Here is a 23,097-nt window from a genome sequence, read left to right on the forward strand (position 1 = left end):
AAAAACGCGGGCGAAAAAAAAAGCGTGCCGTGGGTCGTTGGCACGCTTCGAGGCAAGAGCAAAGGGGCTTCACTCGCCCTCCAAGGGTCAAAAACAGAGCCTCGGCGGAGCGCCTGCCGTGAAGCCGACAAGTGAGGCGACTCGTCATATGGCTTCGCGGCTCTGCGGGACAAATTATTATCTCGTTCAGGATAAAAATCTCTCAGATTTGGGCTAAATATTGACTTGATTTTTTGCCAATCTCCATGCTTTTTGGCAATTTCAAGGAAGAATTGCCGATTTCTCGCGGAACGTTGCTTCCCCTTGTCATTAGCGATACCCTTGCATCTTTCATGGTCGTCGAATTCTGATAACGCGGGGACAACCGTTTCGTGATGCGTGCATGGGTTTCAACCATCGTCGCCTTGAGTCTCATTCTTGGCGGGTGTGGCAAGGACGAATCCCGTGGCGGCGCACCAGATGCGGCATCCGCGGGTCCCGCTGCCATTCAGGCAAGCGAGGCGCCGGGAACGCCCGCCGAATCGGCAGGGTCTCTTGGTCGGGGACCGGTGCGGGAACCCACGCAACGGTCTGCCGAATCCGGCCGGCCTGAGCGTGACGGGCTCGCCACCATCGGCATTGCGCAGTTGCCGAAGCAGGCAGTGGCGACATTGCGGCTGATCGAAGCGGGCGGCCCTTTCCCTTATCCAAAGGACGGAGTCGTGTTCGGCAATCGCGAGCGTGTGCTGCCGCGGCATCCGCGTGGTTATTACCACGAGTACACGGTGCCCACGCCGCGTTCGCGTGACCGGGGCGCCCGGCGAATCGTGTGTGGCGGGTCGAAGCGGCAGACCGGCGACTGCTACTACACGGACGACCATTACGCCAGTTTCAAACGCATTGCGGACTAACTAGGGATTAACGGCATGAGCGACAACATCTACGCGCACGACCACGGCGTCGCGAGTGATCTTTTCGCAACCGGCGATGGCAACCTGTTCCAGCGAGTATTGCGGCTACGCATGACAGAACACGACAACAGACCCGATGACGAGCCGAATCCGGTGCAGGCGCATCCTCAGGAACCGGCGGAGGAATCCGAGTCTCTTTTCGCGACGGTGCGGCCGAATATCGTGCAATCCATCCGCGCGTTCCGTGTTCAGGAACTCGCCGACGAAGCGAATCGACTCGAACAGCATTTTCTTTACGCGTATCTCGGGCAGGCGCAGAGCAAGCAGGAAATCCTGGAGACCATTGCGACGTCGTTCCTGTTTCCCAAGCACTTCGGCAAGAACTACGACGCGCTGTACGACTCGCTGACCGATCTCGTCCACAAGGCGGGCTCGCAACCGGGCTTCGTGATCGTGCTGGAGCAATTGCCGATTGCGCAGAAATTCGACAAGGAAGGGCGCGAGACGCTGCTCGACGTGTTCCGCGACGCGGCCGAGTTCTGGGCCGAACGGCGCGTGGCGTTCCGCGTGTTCTATTCGTTCGTGTGACGCGCTGAAGCGAGCGCTGCTCGCGCGACGTTTGAAATGAATCAGCCCGATGGGTCTTGCTCATCGGGCTGATTTTGTTTTGCGGGCTGTCGTCCCGTTCACCAGCCGCCCCAACGCGCGGCGAGCGCGGCCAGCACCGCGATTCCCGCCGTCTCCGTGCGCAACACGCGCGGTCCGAGACCGAGCGCGGAGAAACCCGCCGCCACGATCTCACTTTCTTCCGATGGCGAAAATCCCGCCTCCGGTCCAATCAGCAAAGTCACCGGTTCGCGCGGCGCTTTTGCGGGCAGCGTCGCGAACGTGAGTTCCGCGCGCGGCGAAAGCAGCAAGCGCAGCTCACCATCGGAGGAGGGCGGCAAGTCGGCGAGCCAGGCGTCGAGATCGCGCGGCGGCGCGACGTGCGGTACGCGATTGCGTCCGCATTGCTCGCAGGCGGCGCGCACGAGCGCTTGCCAGTGCGCCTGACGCTTGAGCGCACGCTCGCCCGCAAGCCGCACGACGCCGCGCTCGGTGGTCAGCGGCACGATATCCGCGACGCCCAGCTCCACCGTTTTCTCGATCAGCCAGTCCATCTTGTCGCCGCCTGCGACGCCTTGCGCGAGTATCACGCGATACGGCGGCTCCGCGTCACGTTCGTCGTGTTCGTCGATCCGCGCGCTGGCCGCACGTTTCGCGATCTCGGTCAGCTCCGCGCGATACTCGCCGCCTTCGCCATCGAAGAGCGTGATGACATCGCCGGTCTGGAGGCGCAGGACGTGCACGTGGCGCACGACATCGTCGGGGAGGGGCAAGGTTTGGCCCACCGCGAGCGGGCCGTCAACGTAAAAGCGTGGCATAGGTAACGATCGCGGATGCAGAACCCGCGGATAGTGAAGTTGCCTTGAGGGAATGAAACAGCGCTTAGTTCAGATGCCGCGCAATCGCCCAGCGATAGCCATCCGGATCTTCGATCTGCGCAAAGCGGTCGCCCCAGAACTGATCCTGTGGCTCGATGAGCGCTTTCGCGCCCACGGCGATGGCCTGCGCGAAGGTGGCATCCACGTCGTCCACATAAAGATAGAACGACTGCGGCGCCATGATGCCGGAGCTCTTCGGCGTGCGCGCCTGCGAGCCGTAAGCGCCCTCCGGCGCGAACATCACGATCAACTGGCCGCGATACGTCATCTCGACGTGGATGATGCTGCCATCGTCGTTCACGCTGTCGCGCACCGCGAAGCCGAGCGCCTTCTCGTAGAACCCGATGCTCACGCGCGCATCGCGCACGGTGAGATAGGGCGTCAACCAGGGCACGTCGGCCGGGCGTGGGTCTGTCATCGAAAGCACTCCTTCAAGCCTTGCTGCACGAATACGGTGAGGGACATTCTGCCACGAAGCCCGGCATGCCATCCGGAGGCGCCGGCGCTCGAAGCGAAGCAGCCGCTGCACGGAACGTGCCCGCCGCGATGGTCAGCGATGCGCGTTGAACGGCGATGCTTTGGCGCTTGCTCGCGGCCTGTCAATCGGACCGGTCTGTTAGAATGACGGCCTCCCGATCCTCGTCGTTTCTCGTCGTTCCGGTCCTGAAAACGTTGTGTGCCGCGGGTCCGGCGCGTAGCAGAATCACTGCGGATTATTTCAGGACCAGCCGGAAGCTCCCGAGCTTTCCAAGCACTCGACACGACATGACGACCCAGCCCTCCAGTCAGACCGCCCTCATGGCCAACGCGATCCGCGCGCTTGCCATGGATGCCGTTCAACAAGCCAACTCCGGTCACCCCGGCATGCCCATGGGCATGGCCGAAATCGGCGTCGCGCTGTGGTCGCGCCATCTGAAGCACAACCCCACGAATCCGCACTGGTTCGACCGCGACCGTTTCGTTTTGTCGAATGGTCACGGCTCCATGCTGCTGTATTCGCTGTTGCACCTGACCGGCTATGATCTGCCGATCGGTGAACTGAAGAACTTCCGCCAACTGCATTCGAAGACGCCGGGCCATCCGGAAGTGGGCATGACGCCGGGCGTCGAGACCACCACCGGGCCGCTCGGTCAGGGCGTCGGCAACGCGGTCGGCATGGCGCTCGCCGAAGCGTTGCTGGCGGCCGAGTTCAACAAGGCCGACGCGAAGATCGTCGATCACCATACGTATGTTTTCCTCGGCGACGGTTGCCTGATGGAAGGTATCTCGCACGAAGCCGCATCGCTCGCGGGCACGCTCAAGCTGAACAAGCTGATCGCGCTGTACGACGACAACGGCATCTCCATCGACGGTCACGTCGAACACTGGTTCCACGACGACACCCCGAAGCGTTTCGAAGCCTACGGCTGGAACGTGATCCGCGCGGTAGACGGCCATGACGTCGAAGCGGTCGATGCCGCCATCGCCACGGCGAAGAACTCGGACAAGCCCACGCTGATCTGCTGCCGCACGGTCATCGGCAAGGGTGCGCCGACGAAGGCAGGCGGTCACGACGCGCACGGCGCGCCGCTCGGCGACAAGGAAATCGCCGCGACGCGCGCGGGCCTTGGTTGGAATTACGAGCCGTTCGTGATTCCGCAGGAAGTCTATGCGGCGTGGGACGCGAAGGAACAAGGCACGCACGCCGAAGCCGAGTGGAACAAGGCGTTCGAGGCATACCGCGCGAAGTACGGCAGCGAAGCGGTCGAATTCACGCGCCGCATGAAGGGCGAATTGCCGGCTGACTGGAAGGCGAGCGCGGCGAAGATCATCGAAGATGCGAACCAGCGCGCCGAAACGGTCGCTTCGCGCAAGGCATCGCAACAGACCATCGAAGGTCTGGCCGCTGCGTTGCCGGAACTGCTGGGCGGTTCCGCGGATCTCACGGGATCGAACCTCACGAACTGGAAAGCGTCGAAGCCCGTACGCGCTGCCGGCGATGCAGAAAACGCGAACCCCGGTCACGCGGGCATCCAGTGGGGCAACCACATCAATTACGGTGTGCGCGAATTCGGCATGAGCACGGCCATCAACGGTCTAGCGCTGCATGGCGGCTTCCGCCCGTTCGGCGGCACGTTTCTGACGTTTTCGGATTACAGCCGCAACGCGCTGCGCGTCGCGGCGCTGATGAAGTCGCGCTCCATCTTCGTGTTCACGCACGACTCCATCGGTCTCGGCGAAGATGGCCCGACGCATCAGTCGATCGAACACGTGTCGAGCCTGCGTCTGATTCCGCAACTGCAGACGTGGCGCCCGGCCGACACCGTGGAAACGGCGGTGGCCTGGACGCATGCAATCGAACATCAAGGTCCGTCCACGTTGATCTTCAGCCGGCAGAATCTGCAATTCTCGCCGCGCAACGACGTGCAGATCGCGAACATCGCGAAGGGCGGCTACGTGCTGCGCGACTGGAACGACGACATTCCGGCGCGCAAGATCATCCTCATCGCGACCGGCTCGGAAGTGCAACTCGCGATGCAGGCGGTCGAGGCGCTGGCGAAGGACGGCATTGGCGCGCGCGTCGTCTCGATGCCCTGCACCAACGTGTTCGACAAGCAAGACGCTGAATACCGCGAGCGCGTGCTGCCCAAGGGCGTGGCGCGCGTGGCGATCGAGGCGGGCGTGACGGATTTCTGGCGCAAGTACGTGGGCCTCGAAGGCGGCGTGGTCGGCATCGACACGTTCGGCGAATCCGCACCGGCGGGCGAGCTGTTCAAGCATTTCGGCTTCACGGTGGAACATGTCGTCGAGACGGCGAAGTCCGTGCTCGCGGCCTGAACCCGGCAGTCAACGGTTTTTTTAGCCATCAGGAGATTGACCATGACGATTCGCGTTGCAATCAACGGCTACGGCCGGATCGGCCGCAATACGCTGCGAGCTTTCTACGAAAACGGCAAGAAACACGACATCGAGATCGTCGCCATCAACGATCTCGGCGATGCCAAGACGAACGCGCATTTGACGCAGTACGACACGGCGCACGGCAAGTTCCCGGGCGAAGTGTCGGTGGACGGCGATTACCTCGTCGTCAACGGCGACAAGATTCGCGTGCTGGCCAACCGCAACCCGGCCGAACTGCCGTGGGGTGAGCTGAACGTCGACGTCGTGCTGGAATGCACGGGCTTTTTCACGACGAAGGAAAAAGCGAGCGCGCACATCAAGGGTGGCGCGAAGAAGGTCATCATCTCGGCGCCGGGTGGCAAGGACGTGGACGCGACCATCGTGTATGGCGTGAACCACCACGTGCTGAAGGCATCCGACACGGTCATCTCGAACGCGTCGTGCACGACGAACTGTCTCGCACCGCTCGTCAAGCCGCTAAACGACAAGATCGGTCTTGTGAACGGTCTGATGACCACCATCCACGCTTACACGAACGATCAGGTTTTGACCGACGTGTATCACGAAGACCTGCGTCGCGCGCGCTCGGCCACGCATAGCCAGATCCCGACGAAGACGGGCGCGGCTTCGGCGGTCGGTCTCGTGCTGCCAGAACTGAACGGCAAGCTGGACGGCTATGCCATTCGCGTGCCGACCATCAACGTGTCGGTGGTCGATCTGTCGTTCATCGCCGCACGTGATACGACGGTCGAGGAAGTCAACAAGATCATGAAGGAAGCAGCGGAAGGTTCGCTCAAGGGCATTCTCGGCTACAACGAGGCGCCGCTCGTGTCGATCGACTTCAATCACAACCCGGCTTCGTCGACGTTCGATGCAACGCTCACCAAGGTGTCGGGCCGTCTCGTGAAGGTGTCGAGCTGGTACGACAACGAGTGGGGCTTCTCGAACCGCATGCTGGACACGGCTGTAGCGCTCGCGAACGCGAAGTAAGCTTGCTGCACTGACCGACGTAAAAAAAGCCGCTCTTCGGAGCGGCTTTTCTTTTCCCGCGCGTGTTCCGGCTTACGCGAAATTGCTGCCGGCAATGCGACACGACGTAAGCCGCAGCCGCCGCAGCCGCGTTCGCCGATGCCGTGCCCCTGAGATCGATTCGACAGCGCATCGCTGGAAAGGCCGGACCTACGCTCGGTGTGGCACCGGAAAATGCACGCCCGCGCGTTGCGCCGCGTTGACGATGTGCCGCTCTATTGCAATGCCGGCTTTCTCGCCGTCACGCGCCTTGAGTGCTTCGACGATCACCATGTGTTCGTTATAAGTCGAAAGCACGAGCTCGCGCCGATAGAACGGCAAGCGCTGGCTCTCTTTCATGATGTCGGCGCTGCCACGCAAGATGGACTCGATGGCCGCATTGCCCGCGAGACTCACGATACGCATATGGAATGCGAAGTCGAGTTGCGCGGCTTCCTCGAGTTCCGCCGCCATGAGCGCGCCTTGCAGCGCGTTCAGATTGTCATCGAGCCAGTCGATGTCGGCGTCGCCGATGGAATGCGCCGCCAGCCGCGCGACGAATCCCTCGAGCGCGAAGCGCATCTGATACGTATCGGGCAACGACGCCTGATCGGCAAACCGCCAGCCATGCGCGCTCGACGCCTGCGCGCTGCTCACATACACACCCTTGCCGGGACGGATGTGCAGCATGCCGAGCGCTTCGAGCGTGGTCAGCGCCTCGCGCAACGAAGCACGGCTGATCGCCAGTTCCTCCGATAGTTGCCGCTGCGCGGGAAGCAAACTGCCCACGGGATACATGCTCGACTCGATACGCTCGCGGATGGTCGCGATGGCGGCATCGGTCACGGTATGCGGAACGTTTTTCATAGGAAGAATTGGAGAATGGCCGGTCTGACCGCCATTGTATGCGCGCCTTTCGTACGCGTGTGCTCCGGTTCGAATCAAGCGATTCCATGCCAGAAGGCAACAGGGTAAACCGTTAGCACGCGTTGCTTGACGCGGTTATATCGGCTTTCTAATATGCCTCATCACATCACTGGTCCGACCAGTCGGAACAGTTGCCTGAAAATGAAACCCTTCAACGACAAGGAGAAGGTCGTGTCGAGATTCCTGAATTCGCTGTTCGGCAGGGTGATGATTGCGCTGGTCATCGGTATCGTGGTCGGCGCGCTTTTTCCCCACTTCGGCCAGTCGCTACGGCCGCTCGGCGATGGCTTTCTCAAGCTCATCAAGATGGTGATCGGGCCGATCGTGTTCTGCGTCGTCGTGAGCGGCATGGCGAGCGCGGGCGATCTGAAGAAGGTCGGGCGCGTCGGTCTGAAAGCGGTGGTCTACTTCGAGATCATGACTACGCTGGCGCTCGTGATCGGCGCGATCCTCGCGTGGGTGACGCGTCCGGGCGTCGGCATGAATATCGACCTGCATACGCTCGACGCGTCGTCGCTCACGACCTATACGGAACACGCGAAGAGCCTCAAGGACACGGCGGGTTTTCTGCTGAAGATCATTCCCGATACCGCCATCGACGCCTTCGCCAAGGGCGACATCCTGCAAGTGCTGGTGTTTTCCGTGCTATTTGGCTCGGCGCTCTCGTTGCTCGGCGACAAGGCGAAACGCGTGACCGGTCTGATCGACGAACTCTCGCACGTGTTCTTTCGCATCATGGCGTTCATCATCAAGCTGGCGCCGCTCGGCGTGCTCGGCGCGATTGCGTTCACGACCGGGCAGTACGGCGTCGAATCGTTGAAGCAACTCGGCCTGCTCGTGGCCGTGTTCTATGCAAGCTGCTTCCTCTTCGTGTTCGTCGTGCTCGCGGTGGTGATGCGCCTCGCGGGCTTCTCCATCTTCAAGCTCGTGCGCTATCTGCGCGAAGAATTGTCGATCGTGCTCGGCACTGCATCGTCCGATGCCGTGCTGCCGCAGATCATGCGCAAGCTCGAATGGATGGGCATCAAGGACTCGACCGTCGGCCTCGTGATTCCGACCGGCTATTCGTTCAACCTCGACGGCTTCTCGATCTACCTCACGCTCGCGGTGATCTTCATTGCGCAGGCGACCAACACGCCGCTTTCGCTGCATGACCTGATCGTCGTGGTGCTCGTGTCGCTCGTGACTTCGAAGGGCGCGCACGGCATTCCCGGCTCGGCCATCGTGATCCTTGCGGCCACGCTGTCGGCCATTCCCGCGATTCCCGTGCTCGGTCTCGTGCTGATTCTGCCGGTCGACTGGTTCGTCGGCATTGCGCGGGCGGTGACGAATCTCATCGGCAATTGCGTGGCGACCGTGGTCGTGGCCGTGTGGGAGAACGACATCGACCGGGCGCGCGCCAGGCGTGTGCTCGACCAGGACGCGGATTATCGCTTCGTGCCGGCCGCGCCCGAAACCTCGCATGGGCATGAGAACGCGCACGCGATCTGATGCCGAAGCTGCGCTCGATCTTCAAATAAAAGGACATACGAATGGCAAACCCGATTCTCGATCCCGATGCGCCCGCCTTCACGCGCCGCTATATGAACCTCGCGGACCCGCGTCTCGGCGCGCAGGCGCTCTTCGCCACGGACGAATTCTTCGCGCCGAAGGAACGCATGCTGGAGCCGCAGCCGGCGGTGTTCATTCCCGGCAAATACGACCAACACGGCAAGTGGATGGACGGCTGGGAAACGCGCCGCAAGCGCACGACGGGCTATGACTTCTGCGTCGTCAAGCTCGCGCGCGCGGGCACGATTCACGGCATCGATATCGATACGAGTCATTTCACGGGCAACTTTCCGCCGGCCGCGTCGGTTGAGGCGTGCTACAGCCCGAACGCCAATCCGGCGAGCGCGCCCGAAGACGGCGACTGGCGCGAGATCGTGCCGGCGACGACCTTGCAGGGCAATCGTCATCACTATGTCGAGATCGCCGATACGCGCGCTTACACGCACTTGCGCGTGAACATTTACCCCGATGGCGGGATCGCGCGGCTACGTGTGTATGGTCAGCCGAAGACGGATTTTTCGCGCATCGAGCGCGGCACGCTGCTGGACCTCGCGGCTGTCGAGAACGGTGCGTATCTGGTCGCGGCGAACAATCAGCACTTCGGGCCAGCATCGCAAATGCTGATGCCGGGACGCGGCGTGAATATGGGCGATGGCTGGGAAACGCGTCGCCGTCGCGAGCCGGGCAACGACTGGGCGATCGTAGCGCTGGCCGCGCCCGGCGTGATCCGCGCGATCGAAGTCGATACCGCGCATTTCAAAGGCAATTTCCCGGATCGCTGCTCGCTGCAGGCGGCGCGTGTCGAAGGCGGCACGGATGAATCGCTCGTGACGCAAGCCATGTTCTGGCCTGTGCTGCTCGACGAGCAAAAACTCGCTATGGACAACGTGCATCGCTTCGAGAAGGAGCTCGCGAAGCTCGGGCCCGTGACGCACGTGCGCTTCAATATTTTTCCGGATGGCGGCGTGTCGCGGCTGCGCGTCTTCGGCGAAATTCAATGAAGACGCCGATGCTTGTCTTGCTCGCGCGCCGAGCGTTCGCGTTCATCGATCAAGGTGCGTGAACGTAATTGCGAATCGTGCGCATACGCATCTCGCAAATCGTACAGGCGAAATGAAACCGCCGTCCATCGTTGCCGATGGGCGGCGGTTTTGCCTATCGCGCGCCGGACACCCGGCGTATCCGCTCAATGCTTGCGGTGCGGGCAGTTTTCTTTCGTGCAGGCGCCGTACAAAGCCAGCGCATGCTCGTGGAGCTTGAAGCCGCGCTCTTTCGCGATGGACTGCTGACGGCGTTCGATCTCGGCGTCGAAGAACTCTTCCACGCGGCCGCAGTCGATGCACACGAGGTGATCGTGATGCGAACCTTCGTTGAGCTCGAAGACGGCCTTGCCCGATTCGAAATTGCTCCGCGACAAAAGTCCGGCTTGCTCGAACTGCGTGAGCACGCGATAAACCGTGGCGAGACCGATATCCAGCTCTTCGGTGAGCAGGTTTCGATACACGTCTTCAGCGGTCAGATGGCGCACCGGACTGTGCTGGAAGATTTCGAGAATCTTGAGGCGGGGCAGGGTCGCCTTGAGCCCGATATTTTTGAGATCGGCGGGATTGGTCATGGCTAGGCATCCCTAGAGTACAATTTGAGGTTCTCATAGTAATGCGTTTTGACCGTTCCCGACATCATGAACAGAAATGACACGGATCGGTCCGCATGAGCACGTGACTGTCGCGTATTGGCTCACGTATTGGCTTGGATTGGCTTGGATTGGCGCGGCCTTCGAAAACGCCTCGCGCGAAAGGTTGAAATGTTCTCAAAAATTTTATCGAATTGCAGGGAGAGCCGTCGCATGCGGGGAACCATGATCGCTGCAACCGTGGCCGCATTGCTGGCCGGTTGCTCGACTTACGACAGCATCACGCAGAAGATCGCGCAGAGCATCACGCCGTATCGGATCACGGTCGTGCAAGGCAATTTCGTTTCGCAGGAAGCAGCAAGCCAGATGCAGGTCGGCATGTCGCGCGATCAGGTCAAGCAAATTCTCGGCACGCCGCTTCTCACCGACATGTTCCACGCGGATCGCTGGGACTACGTCTTTTACTTCAAGCGCGGTTCCACGTCGGTCGTGCAGCAGCGCGACTTCGTCGTGAACTTCGCGAGCGAGCGCGTGGTGAGCTGGTCGGGCGGCGAGAATCTGCCTTCGAACCTCGAACTGCTCGCGGAAATCGACGGCGACAAGGGCGTTAAGGTCGCGAAGGCCGCGGTGCCTCCCGCTTCCGCGCCGGTCGCGGCATCCACCGTGGCCGTGACCGCTCCGGCGGGCGAGCCTTCCACGCAGCCAAACGCAGCGGCGGCTTTTTCGGGCGACGCGAACCAGCAAGCGGCGCAGGCCGCGAATCGCGCGACCGCTCAGGTGGATACGCCAACGGGCCGTCAGCGCTCTTCGGCCTACAGCAGCGCGCCGCAAAGCGCGGGCGGTGCGCCGGGTTCGGCGGGCGCGGGCGGCAGCAACTCGCAAATCCAGTTGCAGCGCAAGCCGCAGCAAATCAACATTCCGGATAGCAGCGCGGTAGGCCCGGCGAGCACGTCGCCCACGCCTTCCAACGCCGGTGGTCAGACGCAGTTCTCCATGCCGCAGTAACGCGGCGCAGACGGGAACCGGCGCGCTCCTCGCGCGGTTCCCGTTGCTTCCAATCTGCATCATCCAGCGCGTGACCGTTGCGCGCTTCGACACGAGACAGCCATGAAGATCGCCATCGCCGGGGCATCGGGCCGCATGGGCCGGATGTTGATCGAAACCGTTCTCAACGATCCCGACGCGGAACTCGTCGGCGCCCTCGACCGGCCCGGCGTGCCGCAGCTCGGCCAGGACGCGGGCGCGTTTCTCGGCAAGACCACGGGCGTCCTGCTCACCGACGACATCGAACGCGTGTTCGCCGCCGCCGATTATCTGATCGACTTCACGCGCCCCGAGGGCACGCTCGCGCATCTCGAAGCCGCGCTGCGTCACAACGTGAAGATGGTGATCGGCACGACCGGTTTCTCCGATGAACAGAAGGCGCAATTGCGAGCCGCGGGGGCGAAGATCGGCGTCGTGTTCGCGCCGAACATGAGCGTTGGCGTGAACGTCACGCTCAAGCTGCTCGAATTCGCGGCGAAGCACTTCGCGGAAGGCTACGACATCGAAGTGATCGAGGCGCATCACCGGCACAAGGTGGATGCGCCCTCTGGCACCGCGCTTGCCATGGGCGAGGCAGTGGCCAAGGCGCTCGGCCGCGACCTCAAGGACTGCGCCGTCTACGCGCGCGAAGGCGTGACCGGCGAACGCGACCCATCGACCATCGGTTTCGCGACCATTCGCGGCGGCGATATCGTCGGGGATCACACGGTCATGTTCGCGGGCATCGGCGAGCGCGTCGAGATCACGCATAAATCGGCGAGCCGTCTGTCTTACGCGCAGGGCGCGCTGCGCGCGGTGAGGTTTCTCGCGAGCCACGACAAAGGCTTCTTCGACATGCAGGACGTCCTCGGGCTGCGCTGAGATTCATGGCGGCCACAGGCGTCATTCATTATCTTCAAAGCGGCGATGCGGTCACGCATGCGATTGCGGGCGTGCTGCTCGCCATGTCGTTCGCGAGCTGGTGTTTTCTGCTGGTAAAGGCGTGGGTGCTCACGCGCGCGAAGCGTCAGGGGCCGCGCGGGGTGCAGCGGTTCTGGCAGGCGGCGACGCTCAAGGATGGCATCGGCGCCTTGCGTGCAGTCGATCGCGAGCGCGTATATCTGCCGCTCGCCGAGGCTGCGTGGCGTGCGTCGGAAGCCGAGATGCCGGGCGCGTTGCTCGCGCGCGTGGAACGCAGCGAACGCGTGCTGCGCGCGTTGCGGCAAGCGTTGCTGAATTCACAGCGGCGGCTGGAGTTCGGGCAGGTTCTGCTGGCGTCGGTGGGCAGCACGGCGCCGTTCGTCGGGCTGCTCGGGACCGTGTGGGGCATTTATCACGCGCTGACCAGCATTGCGGCGAGCGGACAGGCAATGATCGAAACCGTCGCCGGTCCGGTTGGCGAGGCGCTCATCATGACGGCTTTCGGGCTCGTCGTGGCCATTCCGGCGGTGCTCGCCTACAACGTGCTCGGGCGCTACGTGCGGCAGATTTCCGAGGAACTCGACGGCTTCGCGCACGATCTGCACGCGTTCGTGTGCGGTGACGGCAAGTAGGGGAGCGCGACGCGATGGCGTTCGGCGGACTCGACAAAAAGCCCAATAACGCGCCGATGGCGGACATCAACATGACGCCGCTCATCGACGTCATGCTCGTTCTGCTCGTCATCTTTATCATCACCGCGCCACTTTTCACGCATGCGATCCGGCTCGATCTGCCGAAAGTCGCGTCGCAGCCGGCGCGCGAGACGCCGCAGACCATCACGCTTTCCATCGACGATGCGGGCAAGCTCTACTGGAACGACGCGCCCATCAGCATGAACGACATGCGCGCGCGTTTTGCGGATGCCGCCAAGGCCGCGCAAAAGCCCGAAGTGCATTTGCGGGCGTCGAGCGCGACGCGCTACGAGGTCATCGCGCAGGTAATGGGCGCGGCGCAGCAGGCGGGGTTGGAGCGGATTGGGTTCGTTACGCAAGCGGTCGGGCAACCGGCGCGGTAGGCGCGTCTTTTAGTTTTGCGGCGGTTGGCGGCGCCGCGCGGGATGCAACTTCAGCGTGCCGGTCAAATGTATTTGCCCGCTTCGTACACTTGAGCCTTGCAGCGACGGGAGACGCGAAGCGCGGCACAATCCCAATGCGCTCCTCGATCAAGCTTGCATTGCGCGAATGTCGCTCGATCGGCTTACTTGGCGGCGTTTGACTTCTCACCGGCGGGCGCTCGAAGCTTTGCATCGGCGCCAAGCACCGCGCCGCCTCCGCCAGAAAGCCCTGCACACGCAAGTCGAAGCCTGCCGCCATCGCCTGAGCAAGTTGACACGACGGTATAATCGCCCTTTGCCCGTGCTTTGCGTTGCTCGTCAGCAGCAGGACGAAACACCGGGCGCAGCGCCAATCCAGACCGACACGCCGCAAAGCGCGTCCGAGGTCCGTTCCCAGCATTTGCGTAAAGCCACCACACCATGCACGATAAATACGTACCCGCCGACGTCGAATCCGCCGCGCAGAGCAACTGGCGCGCGAACGACGTCTACCGGACGACCGAGACGTCGACCAAGCCCAAGTTCTATTGCGTCTCGATGCTGCCGTATCCGTCGGGCAAGCTGCACATGGGGCACGTGCGCAACTACACCATCAACGACGTGATGTACCGTTATCTGCGCATGAACGGTCACAACACGCTCATGCCCATGGGCTGGGACGCGTTCGGCATGCCCGCCGAAAACGCGGCCATGGCGAACAACGTGCCGCCGGCAAAGTGGACCTACGAAAACATCGCGTACATGAAGAAGCAGATGCAGTCGATGGGTCTCGCCATCGACTGGTCGCGCGAAGTCGCCACCTGCTCGCCCGAGTACTACAAGTGGAACCAGTGGCTGTTTCTCAAGATGCTGGAAAAGGGCATCGCGTACAAGAAAACCGGCACGGTGAACTGGGACCCGGTCGATCAGACCGTGCTCGCGAACGAGCAAGTCATCGACGGGCGCGGCTGGCGCTCGGGCGCGCTCGTCGAGAAGCGCGAAATTCCGATGTACTACCTGCGCATCACCGACTATGCGGACCAGTTGCTCGACGATCTCGAAGGCCTCGGCTGGCCCGAGCGCGTCAAGATCATGCAGCAGAACTGGATCGGCAAGAGCTTCGGCGTGAACTTCGGTTTCCCGTATGAGATCGATGGCGAGGCGAAGCTGCTGCGCGTGTTCACCACGCGCGCCGACACCATCATGGGCGTCACCTTCGCGGCGATCGCGGCGGAGCATCCGCTCGCCACGCGCCTTGCGCGCGACAACGCGGACTTGCAGGCGTTCATCGAGGAATGCAAGCGCGGCGGCGTGGCGGAAGCCGATGTCGCCACCATGGAAAAGAAGGGCATGCCCACCGGTTTCTTCGTCACGCATCCGCTGACGGGCGAACAGGTCGAAGTGTGGATCGGCAACTACGTGCTGATGTCCTACGGCGAAGGCGCGGTCATGGGCGTGCCCTCGCACGACGAGCGCGATTTTGCGTTCGCGAAGAAATACGGCTTGCCGATCAAGCAGGTCATCGCCGTCGAAGGCAAGACATATTCGACCGATGCCTGGCAGGAATGGTATGGCGACAAAACCGCCGGGCGTCTCGTCGACAGCGGCAAGTACGACGGCATGACGACCGAGGAAGCCATCAACGCGATCGCCGCCGACTTGAAAGCGAAAGACTTCGGCGACAAGCAGATCACCTGGCGTCTGCGCGACTGGGGCATTTCGCGTCAGCGCTACTGGGGTACGCCGATTCCGATCATCCATTGCCCGAGTTGCGGCGACGTGCCGGTGCCGGAAAAAGACTTGCCGGTCGTGCTGCCGGAAGACCTCGTGCCGGACGGCACGGGCAATCCGCTCGCGAAGTCCGAAGCGTTCCTGAATTGCGCGTGCCCGAAATGCGGCGCGGCGGCGAAGCGCGAGACCGACACGATGGACACCTTCGTCGATTCTTCCTGGTACTTCTCGCGCTACAGCGCGCCGGACGCCAAGACCATGGTCGACGAACGCACCGATTACTGGATGCCGATGGACCAGTACATCGGCGGTATCGAGCACGCCATTCTGCACTTGCTGTACTCGCGCTTCTGGACCAAGGTCATGCGCGACATGGGCCTCGTGAAGTTCGGCGAGCCCGCGAAGAATCTGCTCACGCAGGGCATGGTGCTCAACGAGACGTTCTATCGCGAAGACGCGGCGGGCAAGAAGACCTGGTACAACCCGCTGGATGTCACCGTCACGCACGACGACAAGGGCCGTCCCACGGGCGCGACCTCGAACGCGGACGGTCAGCCGGTCGTGCTCGGCGGCGTCGAGAAGATGTCGAAGTCGAAGAACAACGGCGTGGACCCGCAGACGCTCATCGACCAATACGGTGCGGATACGGCGCGTCTTTTCGTTATGTTCGCCGCGCCGCCGGAGCAATCGCTCGAATGGTCGGGCGCGGGCGTGGAAGGCGCGAGCCGGTTCCTGCGCCGCGTGTGGCATTTCGGACACGACAACGCTGAAGCGCTGCGTCAGCACGCGAAGCTCGATGCATCGAAACTCAACGATGCCGATCGCGCGCTGCGCCGCGAAATCTATACGGTGCTCAAGCAAGCCGACTTCGACTACGGCCGCCTGCAGTACAACACGGTCGTTTCGGCCGCGATGAAGATGCTCAACGCGCTCGAAGGCGCGAAGCAGTCGAGCGAAGGCGTGCTCAACGAAACCTTCAGCGTGCTGTTGCGCGTGCTGTATCCGGTCGTGCCGCACGTCACGTTTCAGTTGTGGTCGGAACTCGGTTACGCCGATAGCTTCGGTCCGCTGCTCGATGCGCCGTGGCCGAAGGTCGACGAAGCCGCGCTCGAACAATCGGAGATTGAACTCGTGTTGCAAGTCAACGGCAAGGTCCGTGGCGCGCTGACGGTCGCGAAGGACGCATCGCGCGAAGACATCGAAAAGGCCGCGATCGCGCACGAGATGTTCGAGAAGTTTGCCGAAGGGCGTGCGCCGAAGAAGGTCGTCGTGGTGCCGGGACGCCTCGTCAACGTGGTCGTCTGATGATGAGCGCCAAGGGAGTGGATGTGACCGGAAAACGAGTCGAGGCAACCGGCATGGGCAGGCGTTCGTTTCTGGCGCTGCTTGGCGGCGCGCTCGCCGTATCCGCGTGCGGCTTCCAGTTGCGCGGACAGCAGGACTACGCGTTCAAGCGGCTCTCCATTTCGGGCGGCACGCCGCAAATGGTCGCGCGGCTCGAACGCATGGTGCAGGGCGGCAGCGATACGGTCATCGTCAAGGCGGGCGAGAAGCCGGACGCCACTTTGTCGCTGTCCGAGGGCACGGGCATGGGCACGTTGAGTCTGAATTCGCAGGGCGTGGTGCAGGAATACGAGCTCGATTTCCGGCTGACGTATTCGCTGCTCGGCGCCGACGGCACGTTGCTGATTCCGCCTAGCGTCATCGCGCTGAATCGCGCAATGACCTACAGCGACCAGTACACGCTCGCGAAATCGCAGGAAGCGACGCTGCTCTACAACGACATGCGTAACGACGCCGTCGATCAGTTGACGCGCCGGCTTGCCGTCGTGCGTTCGCTGCATCCGGCGCCGAGCGAGCAGACGCCGGGCATCGCGCCACGCGCGCCGTTGCCGACGCCGCCGCTTTGATCGCGCGCGCTCATCGACCATCATGCAGTTGAAGCTCGACGCGCTCGAAGCGCACCTCGCGAAAGGTCCGAAGGGTTTGTACGTCGTTTATGGCGACGAGCACCTGCTCGCGCAGGAAGCGTGCGACCGCATCCGAGCCGCGGCGCGCGCGGCGGGTTTCACGGACCGAACGGTGTTTACCGTCGAGCGCGGTTTCGACTGGAGCGGGTTGATCGGCGCGACGCAGTCGATGTCGCTCTTCGGCGACCGGCAACTGATCGAGTTGCGCATTCCCACGGGCAAGCCGGGCAAGGAAGGCGCGGAAGCGTTGAAGACGCTCGCCGCCGCCAATAACCCCGACATCCTCGCGCTCGTCACCTTGCCGCGTCTCGATGGCGCGACGCAGAAGTCCGCGTGGTTTACGGCGCTGATCGGCGCGGGCGTCGCGCTGAAAATCGATCCAGTGGAACGCGCGCAATTGCCCATGTGGGTCGGTCAGCGGCTTTCGTTGCAAGGCCAGCGTGTGGCGCCAGGCGAAGAAGGGCGGCGAGCGCTTCTGTTCATCGCCGAACGCGTGGAGGGCAATCTGCTCGCGGCGCATCAGGAAATCCAGAAGCTCGGGCTGTTGTATCCGCAAGGCGTATTGAGTTTCGAGCAGATTCACGATGCCGTGCTGAACGTCGCGCGCTACGACGTCTTCAAGCTCAACGAGGCCATGTTGACCGGCGATATCGGCCGGCTCGCGCGCATGCTCGACGGTCTGAAGGGCGAAGGCGAAGCCGCCGTGCTCGTGCTGTGGGCGCTGGTCGAAGAGGTGCGTACGCTGCTGCGTATCAAGCGCGGCGTGGCATCGGGCAAACCGCTCGCCACGCTCATGCGCGAGAACCGCGTCTGGGGTCCGCGCGAACGGTTGATCGGCCCGGCGCTCTCGCGCGTGACCGAGGAAGCGCTGGAGAAGGCGCTTTCGCTGGCGGCGCGGCTGGATCGGCAGGTGAAGGGGCTGTCCGGCAGCACGGGCAAGCGCGGCAGCGAACCGCCGCCCGATCCCTGGGCCGGCATGTTCGAGCTAGCCATGGCTGTCGCGCAGTCCAGCAAGGCCGCGCATGCCGTCGCCGTTGCGCCACCGGCGCGAGTTCGTCGCTAGACGCTTGAGCCGGCGCTGTTGCAATACGCTTAACCGCTTAGAATGATTTTTTTAGCGCTCGCCGTTGTTCGGACGAAGCGCGATATCCAGACATTGCGGACGCCTGCGGCCCGCAAAGAGACACATGATGAACATCGATCACTACATGGCCGACCTTGGCCGGCGCGCGCGCAAGGCGTCGCGTGCCATGGCGCGGGCATCGACGGCGGCCAGAAACGCGGCGCTGCATGCGGTGGCGCTCGCTATTGCCGAGGAACGCGTAGCACTCAAAGCGGCGAATGCCCGCGATCTCGCCCGCGCGCGCGAGAAGGGACACGACGCAGCGTTCATCGACCGTCTGACGCTGTCGGACAAGGCGCTCGACACGATGGTCGAAGGCTTGCGACAGGTCGCGGCGCTGGCCGATCCCATCGGTGAAATCAGCGGGCTCAAGTATCGGCCGAGCGGCATTCAGGTCGGGCAGATGCGCGTGCCGCTTGGCGTGATCGGCATCATTTATGAATCGCGGCCGAACGTGACGATCGACGCGGCCGCTCTGTGCCTCAAGTCGGGCAACGCCACCATTTTGCGCGGCGGTTCCGAGGCGCTGGAATGCAACACGGCGCTTGCAAAGCTCATCGCCAAGGGCCTCGAAACGGCCGGCTTGCCGCAAGATGCGGTGCAGGTCGTCGAGACGGCGGATCGCGCGGCGGTCGGCAAGCTCATCACCATGACGGAGTTCGTCGACGTGATCGTGCCGCGCGGCGGCAAGAGCCTGATCGCGCGGCTCATGGAAGAAGCGCGCGTGCCCATGATCAAGCATCTCGACGGCATCTGCCACGTTTATGTCGACGACCGCGCGGATCTCGCCAAGGCTGCGGTGATCTGCGACAACGCGAAGACGCATCGCTACGGCACCTGCAACACGATGGAAACGCTGCTCGTTGCGCGAGGCATCGCGCATGAGGCACTGCCGGCGCTCGCGCGCGCGTTTCAGGCAAAGGATGTCGAACTGCGTGTGGACGGACTTGCGCGCGCGGTGCTCGAAGCGGCGAACGTGGGTTCGCTCGTCGATGCCACCGAGGTCGACTGGACCACGGAATATCTCGCGCCGGTTCTGGCGATCAAGGTCGTCGAGGACCTCGATGAAGCGATCGAGCACATCAACATCTACGGCTCGCATCACACGGATGCCATCGTCACCGAAGACCACGACCGCGCCATGCGTTTTTTGCGTGAGGTCGATTCGGCGAGCGTGATGGTCAACGCATCGACCCGTTTCGCCGATGGCTTCGAATTCGGGCTCGGCGCGGAAATCGGCATCTCGAACGACAAGCTGCACGCGCGCGGACCTGTCGGGCTGGAAGGGCTGACGTCACTGAAATACGTCGTGCTCGGGCGCGGCGAAGTGCGTCAGTAAGGTCACGCGATGCTCTGGATCAAATCGCTGCATATCGTGCTGGTCGCGTCGTGGTTCGCGGGGCTTTTCTATCTGCCGCGCATTTTCGTGAATCTCGCGATGGAGAAGGACGCGGCTGCAACCGCTCGCTTGCTGCTCATGGCGCGCAAGCTGTTTCGCTTCATGACGTTCATCGCGGTGCCCGCCCTGGCGTGCGGGCTTTGGTTGTGGCTCGTGGTAGGCATTGGCGCGGGGCAGGGCTGGCTGCATGCGAAGCTCACCGTCGTTGCGCTGATCATCGTTTATCACGCTTATTGCGGGCGCTTGCTGCACACGTTTCAACGTGGCGAGAATAAGCGTTCGGACAAGTGGTATCGGATGTTCAATGAATTGCCGGTGCTGGGTCTTTTAGGCGCGACGTTGCTTGTCGTGGTCAAGCCTTTTTAGCTGCTTGCCATTTTCACGCGTCGCGCTGTTCAAGTAGCGCGAGCGCCATTTCGCCGAATACTTCCGGCCGTCCCTCGAAGAAGCGTTGCACGACTTTAGTCTCAAGCATCCACGCGCGTAGCGCTTCTCTCTCATCCCGGTTATTCGCCAACCGGACAGCAGCCTCAACGTAGTCGTCCACAGTCGTGGCGACCATCCATTCCGGCATCGACGCGCGTGCGAACATCGCGCCGTCGATATGCTCGAACACTTCCGGTCCCGTTTTGCAGATACCGGGCAAGCCGACGGTGAAGGCATCCACGATTCCGTTTGTATTGCCGAAGGGAAAGGGGCTCAGAAACATGTCCATGTTGGCGAGCTGTTCGGCGTATTCCTCGTAGGGCAAGAATCCGTGAATCGTGAATGAGCCAAAAGGAAGATACTCGATCAGCACGCGATTCAGGTGCATCAAGGTGAACACGTTGCTGCCGCTCGCAATGAAATTCAGATGCACTTGCGGCTCTGCCCGCTGCACGATTGCCCTGCAGGCAGTGAAGAAGGACGGATTGAGCTTCATCGGCGTCGCGGCGATGGCAATGTCAGTGCGGTTCTTGGCAACCGGCGTGCGGGCCGGAACCGCGCTCAATAAACTCGATGCGATATAAGGCTGTCCGTCCTTCGGCAGCCGCATGAGTTTTTCGCTGAAGCAAGCCGGGTCGCCGACATAATCATCTTCGACACTGACGTAGTCGATGCGGTCCGAATGCGTCGTCGCCGGGTGCCCGAGCGCCGCAATTTGCAGCGGCGCGACGCGGATGTTCGATAAGAATATGGTCAGAACCGACATGCCCACGCTCGGCATGTACAGCACGCTTGGGTGCTCCGTTTGCGCGAAGTCGCGAATGAGGCGGACTTGGTCGAGCACGTTGGCGCCTTCCGGGAGATCGATAGTTCGATCGAATACCCGACGACCCGCATCGTCGATAGAGCGAGGTGCGCAGAACGCGACGGTTTCGAAGCAACGTCTTGCCGCAGCGAGCGTTGCGGAATGCGTTCGCACGATCGAATGCCCGCTGTTGAAACTTTCCGCGACGACCAGCATGAGCGGACGTGCGTTCCGTTCGCGCTCGGGTGGTGACTTGGTCGTATCGAGATCGGTCAGCCCGAAATTCGCAAGACCCAGGCGCACGAGACCGTTGATGCCTTGTTTCACGGCATGGCGGTTTCCCTCGGTGTAAGTGCAATGCATATACAGCGCCCAGAGACTCGTCAGATCGAGCGGCGGCGACTCATTCAGTTTGTCGATGGAGCCGGTCAGCCATTCGAGCAAGCGGATGCGTCGTGCACACGCAACCGCGCTGCCGCCGAATTGTTCTCCTCCGATACCGATGGCAAGACTCAACGCCGAAGCGCGGTCGGCGTTCCAAAGTTGCGCGATATCGAGGTCGATGCGTGATTCCGGGCTGTACAGAATGCTCAGGCGTCGAGCGGTGTCGGCAGAAAGAGTGGATGCGTCAGCATTGCCTTGGCGGCGAGCAAGCAACTCACGCACGAAATGGTCGGTATGACCGGGCGACGTGGCGGCCGCGATGCTCCAGATGAGCGAACGCTGCGCTTGCAACGATTGCAAGCGAACGTCGGTCCAGGTGAATCGCGGATTCACGAGCATGCTTCCTAAAGCATGACAAACGCGGCTGGCGAAATGCTCGTCCGACTCGGATCTATTGGCGAACGCTCGGGCGTCGCCGTGGGACATGAGGTCGGCCAGATTCATATACGGAAATCTTGCCAACTGTTCCGAGAACTTGCCGAACAGGGCGAGAGCTTCATCGAAGTCTTCGCCATTGATACAGGACTCGAAACGTTCAAGTGAAAATACGCCGCTGGTTTCCATTTGCTCTACTGATCACTTAATCGCTGAAGCTCATACTAAATGATCATACTGGCAAAGTAAGCCGATTGAACCAACTGTCACATTCGCGGCCGGTGTGCTGCGTCGATCAAAGGTCGACGCGTCTTCGTTCCAGCACATCCTTGGCCTCGGCAAGACGCGCAGCCAACTCGGGGCCACGTGCCAACGCCATGCCGACCGCGAGAATATCGCCGATGGCCAAGTGCGATACGCGGGAAGTCATCGGCGAGAAAATATCCGTGTCTTCGTCGACATTCGCGAAAAGCCCGATATTCGCCATGCGCGCGAGCGGCGAATTGCCATGCGTGATAGCGATCACGCTCGCGCCGCGATCCATTGCCGATTTGCACGCGTCGAGAATGTCTTTTGTGCGGCCAGTATTGGAAATGGCGACGACGACATCGCCGGGTCCGAGCAGCGCCGCCGAAGTCGTATAGGTATGCGGGTCCGAATACGCAACCGACGGCACGCCGAGGCGGAAGAACTTGTGCTGCATATCCAGCGCCGCGATGCCCGATCCGCCCGCGCCATAGAACTCGATGCGACGCGCGTTGGCCAGCACGCCAATCGCGGCGGCGACGCTGTCCGACGACAAGCTGTTGCGCACCTGGATCAGCGCGCCGATGGTGCGGTCCAGAACCTTCGCGGCAACGCCCGCAGGCGGCTCGTCGCTGCGGACATCGCGATAAACCGTGGGAACGTCCCCTGCCACGCTTTGAGCAAGACGAATCTTGAACTCGCGAAAGCCGGAAAAGCCCAACGCCTGACAGAAGCGCGCGATCGTCGGCTGACTGACGCCGGCCCGCGCCGCAAAATCGGTCATCGACAAGTCGAGTACCTCGCGCGGCGCTTCGAGCACGTAGTCGGCCAGCTTGCGCTCCGAAGGGCGCAATTGTTCTCGCATCGCCTCGACTTGGGACAGCAACATCGGGAATCTCGCCTATGCTGGAAAATTGCCTGCGACTATAGCTGATCGCTGCTTTGTACATTTACTACACGATCCGATGTGTAGGTTTAGGGGATTTCCCTGAGTTCGCTGCCGGTAAAAGCGCCAGATACGCGAACGCTTAACAAATAAAGGCGGATCGCAAGTTGTCTGCTTGTAGTTTTTCTACTAACATTTCGTTTCACGGCACGACGCAAAATAATCAGATAGCTGCCAGTCCTCGCGACGTCCAACCCAATACCTCGACGGCAAGCACGCCGG

The 23,097-nt window shown here is 62.2% G+C and carries 20 protein-coding genes and 2 pseudogenes; 16 read left to right on the plus strand and 6 right to left on the minus strand.

The features are described 5' to 3' along the window. The first annotated feature begins 371 nt into the window (after nucleotides 1–371). The 3 genes and pseudogenes from ACYQ47_RS24260 to ACYQ47_RS24270 form a co-directional block, all read left to right on the plus strand. Nucleotides 372–890: a ribonuclease gene (locus ACYQ47_RS24260; protein WP_250509480.1), complete on the plus strand. Its 519-nt coding sequence runs from the start codon at nucleotides 372–374 to the stop codon at nucleotides 888–890. 15 nt (nucleotides 891–905) lie between these two features. Continuing rightward, nucleotides 906–1,013, plus strand: a pseudogene (locus ACYQ47_RS24265) (barstar family protein); the annotation flags it as partial. A gap of 69 nt (nucleotides 1,014–1,082) precedes the next feature. Beyond that, nucleotides 1,083–1,478, plus strand: a pseudogene (locus ACYQ47_RS24270) (barstar family protein); the annotation flags it as partial. 98 nt (nucleotides 1,479–1,576) lie between these two features. Here ACYQ47_RS24270 and ACYQ47_RS24275 read toward each other — a convergent pair. Then, nucleotides 1,577–2,314: a 16S rRNA (uracil(1498)-N(3))-methyltransferase gene (locus ACYQ47_RS24275; protein WP_459907295.1), complete on the minus strand. Its 738-nt coding sequence runs from the start codon at nucleotides 2,312–2,314 to the stop codon at nucleotides 1,577–1,579. A gap of 64 nt (nucleotides 2,315–2,378) precedes the next feature. Further along, nucleotides 2,379–2,792 (minus strand): VOC family protein, encoded by a 414-nt coding sequence (locus ACYQ47_RS24280; RefSeq protein ID WP_244826237.1) that lies wholly within the window; start codon nucleotides 2,790–2,792, stop codon nucleotides 2,379–2,381. A 347-nt stretch (nucleotides 2,793–3,139) separates the two neighbouring features. On the opposite strand from ACYQ47_RS24280, the gene tkt reads away from it, so the two are divergent. Next, a complete protein-coding gene (gene tkt, locus ACYQ47_RS24285; RefSeq protein ID WP_250465645.1) occupies nucleotides 3,140–5,191 on the plus strand; it encodes a transketolase in 2,052 nt (683 codons plus the stop codon). A gap of 42 nt (nucleotides 5,192–5,233) precedes the next feature. Continuing rightward, nucleotides 5,234–6,244: a type I glyceraldehyde-3-phosphate dehydrogenase gene (gap, locus tag ACYQ47_RS24290; RefSeq protein WP_244826235.1), complete on the plus strand. Its 1,011-nt coding sequence runs from the start codon at nucleotides 5,234–5,236 to the stop codon at nucleotides 6,242–6,244. A 189-nt stretch (nucleotides 6,245–6,433) separates the two neighbouring features. Here the strand turns inward: gap and ACYQ47_RS24295 are convergent, their stop codons facing one another. Next, entirely contained in the window at nucleotides 6,434–7,129 is a 696-nt protein-coding gene (locus ACYQ47_RS24295) for a FadR/GntR family transcriptional regulator (RefSeq protein WP_244826234.1), read from the minus strand. A gap of 231 nt (nucleotides 7,130–7,360) precedes the next feature. On the opposite strand from ACYQ47_RS24295, the gene ACYQ47_RS24300 reads away from it, so the two are divergent. Both ACYQ47_RS24300 and alc read left to right on the plus strand, forming a co-directional pair. After that, a complete protein-coding gene (locus ACYQ47_RS24300; protein ID WP_244828113.1) occupies nucleotides 7,361–8,680 on the plus strand; it encodes a C4-dicarboxylate transporter DctA in 1,320 nt (439 codons plus the stop codon). Between the two features lie 41 nt (nucleotides 8,681–8,721). After that, nucleotides 8,722–9,741 (plus strand): allantoicase, encoded by a 1,020-nt coding sequence (alc, locus tag ACYQ47_RS24305; RefSeq protein WP_459907298.1) that lies wholly within the window; start codon nucleotides 8,722–8,724, stop codon nucleotides 9,739–9,741. A gap of 185 nt (nucleotides 9,742–9,926) precedes the next feature. Here alc and fur read toward each other — a convergent pair whose 3' ends face one another. After that, a complete protein-coding gene (gene fur / locus ACYQ47_RS24310) occupies nucleotides 9,927–10,355 on the minus strand; it encodes a ferric iron uptake transcriptional regulator (RefSeq protein ID WP_244826232.1) in 429 nt (142 codons plus the stop codon). A 231-nt stretch (nucleotides 10,356–10,586) separates the two neighbouring features. Here fur and ACYQ47_RS24315 point away from each other — a divergent pair, with 231 nt between their 5' ends. The 9 genes from ACYQ47_RS24315 (at nucleotide 10,587) to ACYQ47_RS24355 (ending at nucleotide 19,999) form a co-directional block, all read left to right on the plus strand. Continuing rightward, nucleotides 10,587–11,378, plus strand: a complete 792-nt coding sequence (locus ACYQ47_RS24315) for an outer membrane protein assembly factor BamE (protein WP_250526245.1) — start codon at nucleotides 10,587–10,589, stop codon at nucleotides 11,376–11,378. A gap of 102 nt (nucleotides 11,379–11,480) precedes the next feature. Then, complete coding sequence (gene dapB / locus ACYQ47_RS24320) at nucleotides 11,481–12,278, plus strand: 4-hydroxy-tetrahydrodipicolinate reductase (RefSeq protein WP_250509475.1); 798 nt, start codon at nucleotides 11,481–11,483, stop codon at nucleotides 12,276–12,278. A gap of 5 nt (nucleotides 12,279–12,283) precedes the next feature. Continuing rightward, nucleotides 12,284–12,949: a MotA/TolQ/ExbB proton channel family protein gene (locus ACYQ47_RS24325; RefSeq protein ID WP_459907302.1), complete on the plus strand. Its 666-nt coding sequence runs from the start codon at nucleotides 12,284–12,286 to the stop codon at nucleotides 12,947–12,949. A gap of 14 nt (nucleotides 12,950–12,963) precedes the next feature. After that, entirely contained in the window at nucleotides 12,964–13,392 is a 429-nt protein-coding gene (locus ACYQ47_RS24330) for an ExbD/TolR family protein (protein WP_244826228.1), read from the plus strand. Between the two features lie 459 nt (nucleotides 13,393–13,851). Further along, the gene (gene leuS / locus ACYQ47_RS24335; protein WP_459907304.1) at nucleotides 13,852–16,446 is read left to right on the plus strand and encodes a leucine--tRNA ligase; all 2,595 of its coding nucleotides are present in this window, start codon (nucleotides 13,852–13,854) and stop codon (nucleotides 16,444–16,446) included. A gap of 53 nt (nucleotides 16,447–16,499) precedes the next feature. Beyond that, complete coding sequence (locus tag ACYQ47_RS24340) at nucleotides 16,500–17,051, plus strand: LPS-assembly lipoprotein LptE (RefSeq protein ID WP_244828112.1); 552 nt, start codon at nucleotides 16,500–16,502, stop codon at nucleotides 17,049–17,051. Nucleotides 17,052–17,073: 22 nt separating this feature from the next. Further along, entirely contained in the window at nucleotides 17,074–18,174 is a 1,101-nt protein-coding gene (gene holA / locus ACYQ47_RS24345; RefSeq protein ID WP_250465635.1) for a DNA polymerase III subunit delta, read from the plus strand. A 127-nt stretch (nucleotides 18,175–18,301) separates the two neighbouring features. Next, on the plus strand, nucleotides 18,302–19,573 hold the full coding sequence (locus ACYQ47_RS24350) for a glutamate-5-semialdehyde dehydrogenase (RefSeq protein WP_459909291.1): 1,272 nt from the start codon (nucleotides 18,302–18,304) through the stop codon (nucleotides 19,571–19,573). Nucleotides 19,574–19,582: 9 nt separating this feature from the next. After that, the gene (locus tag ACYQ47_RS24355) at nucleotides 19,583–19,999 is read left to right on the plus strand and encodes a CopD family protein (protein ID WP_244826225.1); all 417 of its coding nucleotides are present in this window, start codon (nucleotides 19,583–19,585) and stop codon (nucleotides 19,997–19,999) included. Between the two features lie 13 nt (nucleotides 20,000–20,012). Here ACYQ47_RS24355 and ACYQ47_RS24360 read toward each other — a convergent pair whose 3' ends face one another. Next, nucleotides 20,013–21,872: a hypothetical protein gene (locus tag ACYQ47_RS24360; protein ID WP_459907307.1), complete on the minus strand. Its 1,860-nt coding sequence runs from the start codon at nucleotides 21,870–21,872 to the stop codon at nucleotides 20,013–20,015. 106 nt (nucleotides 21,873–21,978) lie between these two features. Continuing rightward, complete coding sequence (locus tag ACYQ47_RS24365) at nucleotides 21,979–22,818, minus strand: MurR/RpiR family transcriptional regulator (RefSeq protein WP_244826223.1); 840 nt, start codon at nucleotides 22,816–22,818, stop codon at nucleotides 21,979–21,981. Nucleotides 22,819–23,097: the final 279 nt, after the last annotated feature.

This window comes from Caballeronia sp. HLA56, from assembly GCF_054655155.1.

Excerpts from the sequence above, each read along its gene's own strand:
- leuS (WP_459907304.1), top strand. The coding sequence starts at position 13,852 with ATGCACGATAAATACGTACCCGCCGACGTCGAATCCGCCGCGCAGAGC.
- gap (WP_244826235.1), top strand. The coding sequence starts at position 5,234 with ATGACGATTCGCGTTGCAATCAACGGCTACGGCCGGATCGGCCGCAAT.
- alc (WP_459907298.1), top strand. The coding sequence starts at position 8,722 with ATGGCAAACCCGATTCTCGATCCCGATGCGCCCGCCTTCACGCGCCGC.
- ACYQ47_RS24275 (WP_459907295.1), bottom strand. The coding sequence starts at position 2,314 with ATGCCACGCTTTTACGTTGACGGCCCGCTCGCGGTGGGCCAAACCTTG.
- ACYQ47_RS24315 (WP_250526245.1), top strand. The coding sequence starts at position 10,587 with ATGCGGGGAACCATGATCGCTGCAACCGTGGCCGCATTGCTGGCCGGT.
- ACYQ47_RS24340 (WP_244828112.1), top strand. The coding sequence starts at position 16,500 with ATGGGCAGGCGTTCGTTTCTGGCGCTGCTTGGCGGCGCGCTCGCCGTA.
- fur (WP_244826232.1), bottom strand. The coding sequence starts at position 10,355 with ATGACCAATCCCGCCGATCTCAAAAATATCGGGCTCAAGGCGACCCTG.
- ACYQ47_RS24360 (WP_459907307.1), bottom strand. The coding sequence starts at position 21,872 with ATGGAAACCAGCGGCGTATTTTCACTTGAACGTTTCGAGTCCTGTATC.
- ACYQ47_RS24365 (WP_244826223.1), bottom strand. The coding sequence starts at position 22,818 with ATGTTGCTGTCCCAAGTCGAGGCGATGCGAGAACAATTGCGCCCTTCG.
- ACYQ47_RS24280 (WP_244826237.1), bottom strand. The coding sequence starts at position 2,792 with ATGACAGACCCACGCCCGGCCGACGTGCCCTGGTTGACGCCCTATCTC.
- ACYQ47_RS24330 (WP_244826228.1), top strand. The coding sequence starts at position 12,964 with ATGGCGTTCGGCGGACTCGACAAAAAGCCCAATAACGCGCCGATGGCG.
- tkt (WP_250465645.1), top strand. The coding sequence starts at position 3,140 with ATGACGACCCAGCCCTCCAGTCAGACCGCCCTCATGGCCAACGCGATC.
- ACYQ47_RS24325 (WP_459907302.1), top strand. The coding sequence starts at position 12,284 with ATGGCGGCCACAGGCGTCATTCATTATCTTCAAAGCGGCGATGCGGTC.
- dapB (WP_250509475.1), top strand. The coding sequence starts at position 11,481 with ATGAAGATCGCCATCGCCGGGGCATCGGGCCGCATGGGCCGGATGTTG.
- ACYQ47_RS24295 (WP_244826234.1), bottom strand. The coding sequence starts at position 7,129 with ATGAAAAACGTTCCGCATACCGTGACCGATGCCGCCATCGCGACCATC.
- ACYQ47_RS24355 (WP_244826225.1), top strand. The coding sequence starts at position 19,583 with ATGCTCTGGATCAAATCGCTGCATATCGTGCTGGTCGCGTCGTGGTTC.
- ACYQ47_RS24350 (WP_459909291.1), top strand. The coding sequence starts at position 18,302 with ATGAACATCGATCACTACATGGCCGACCTTGGCCGGCGCGCGCGCAAG.
- holA (WP_250465635.1), top strand. The coding sequence starts at position 17,074 with ATGCAGTTGAAGCTCGACGCGCTCGAAGCGCACCTCGCGAAAGGTCCG.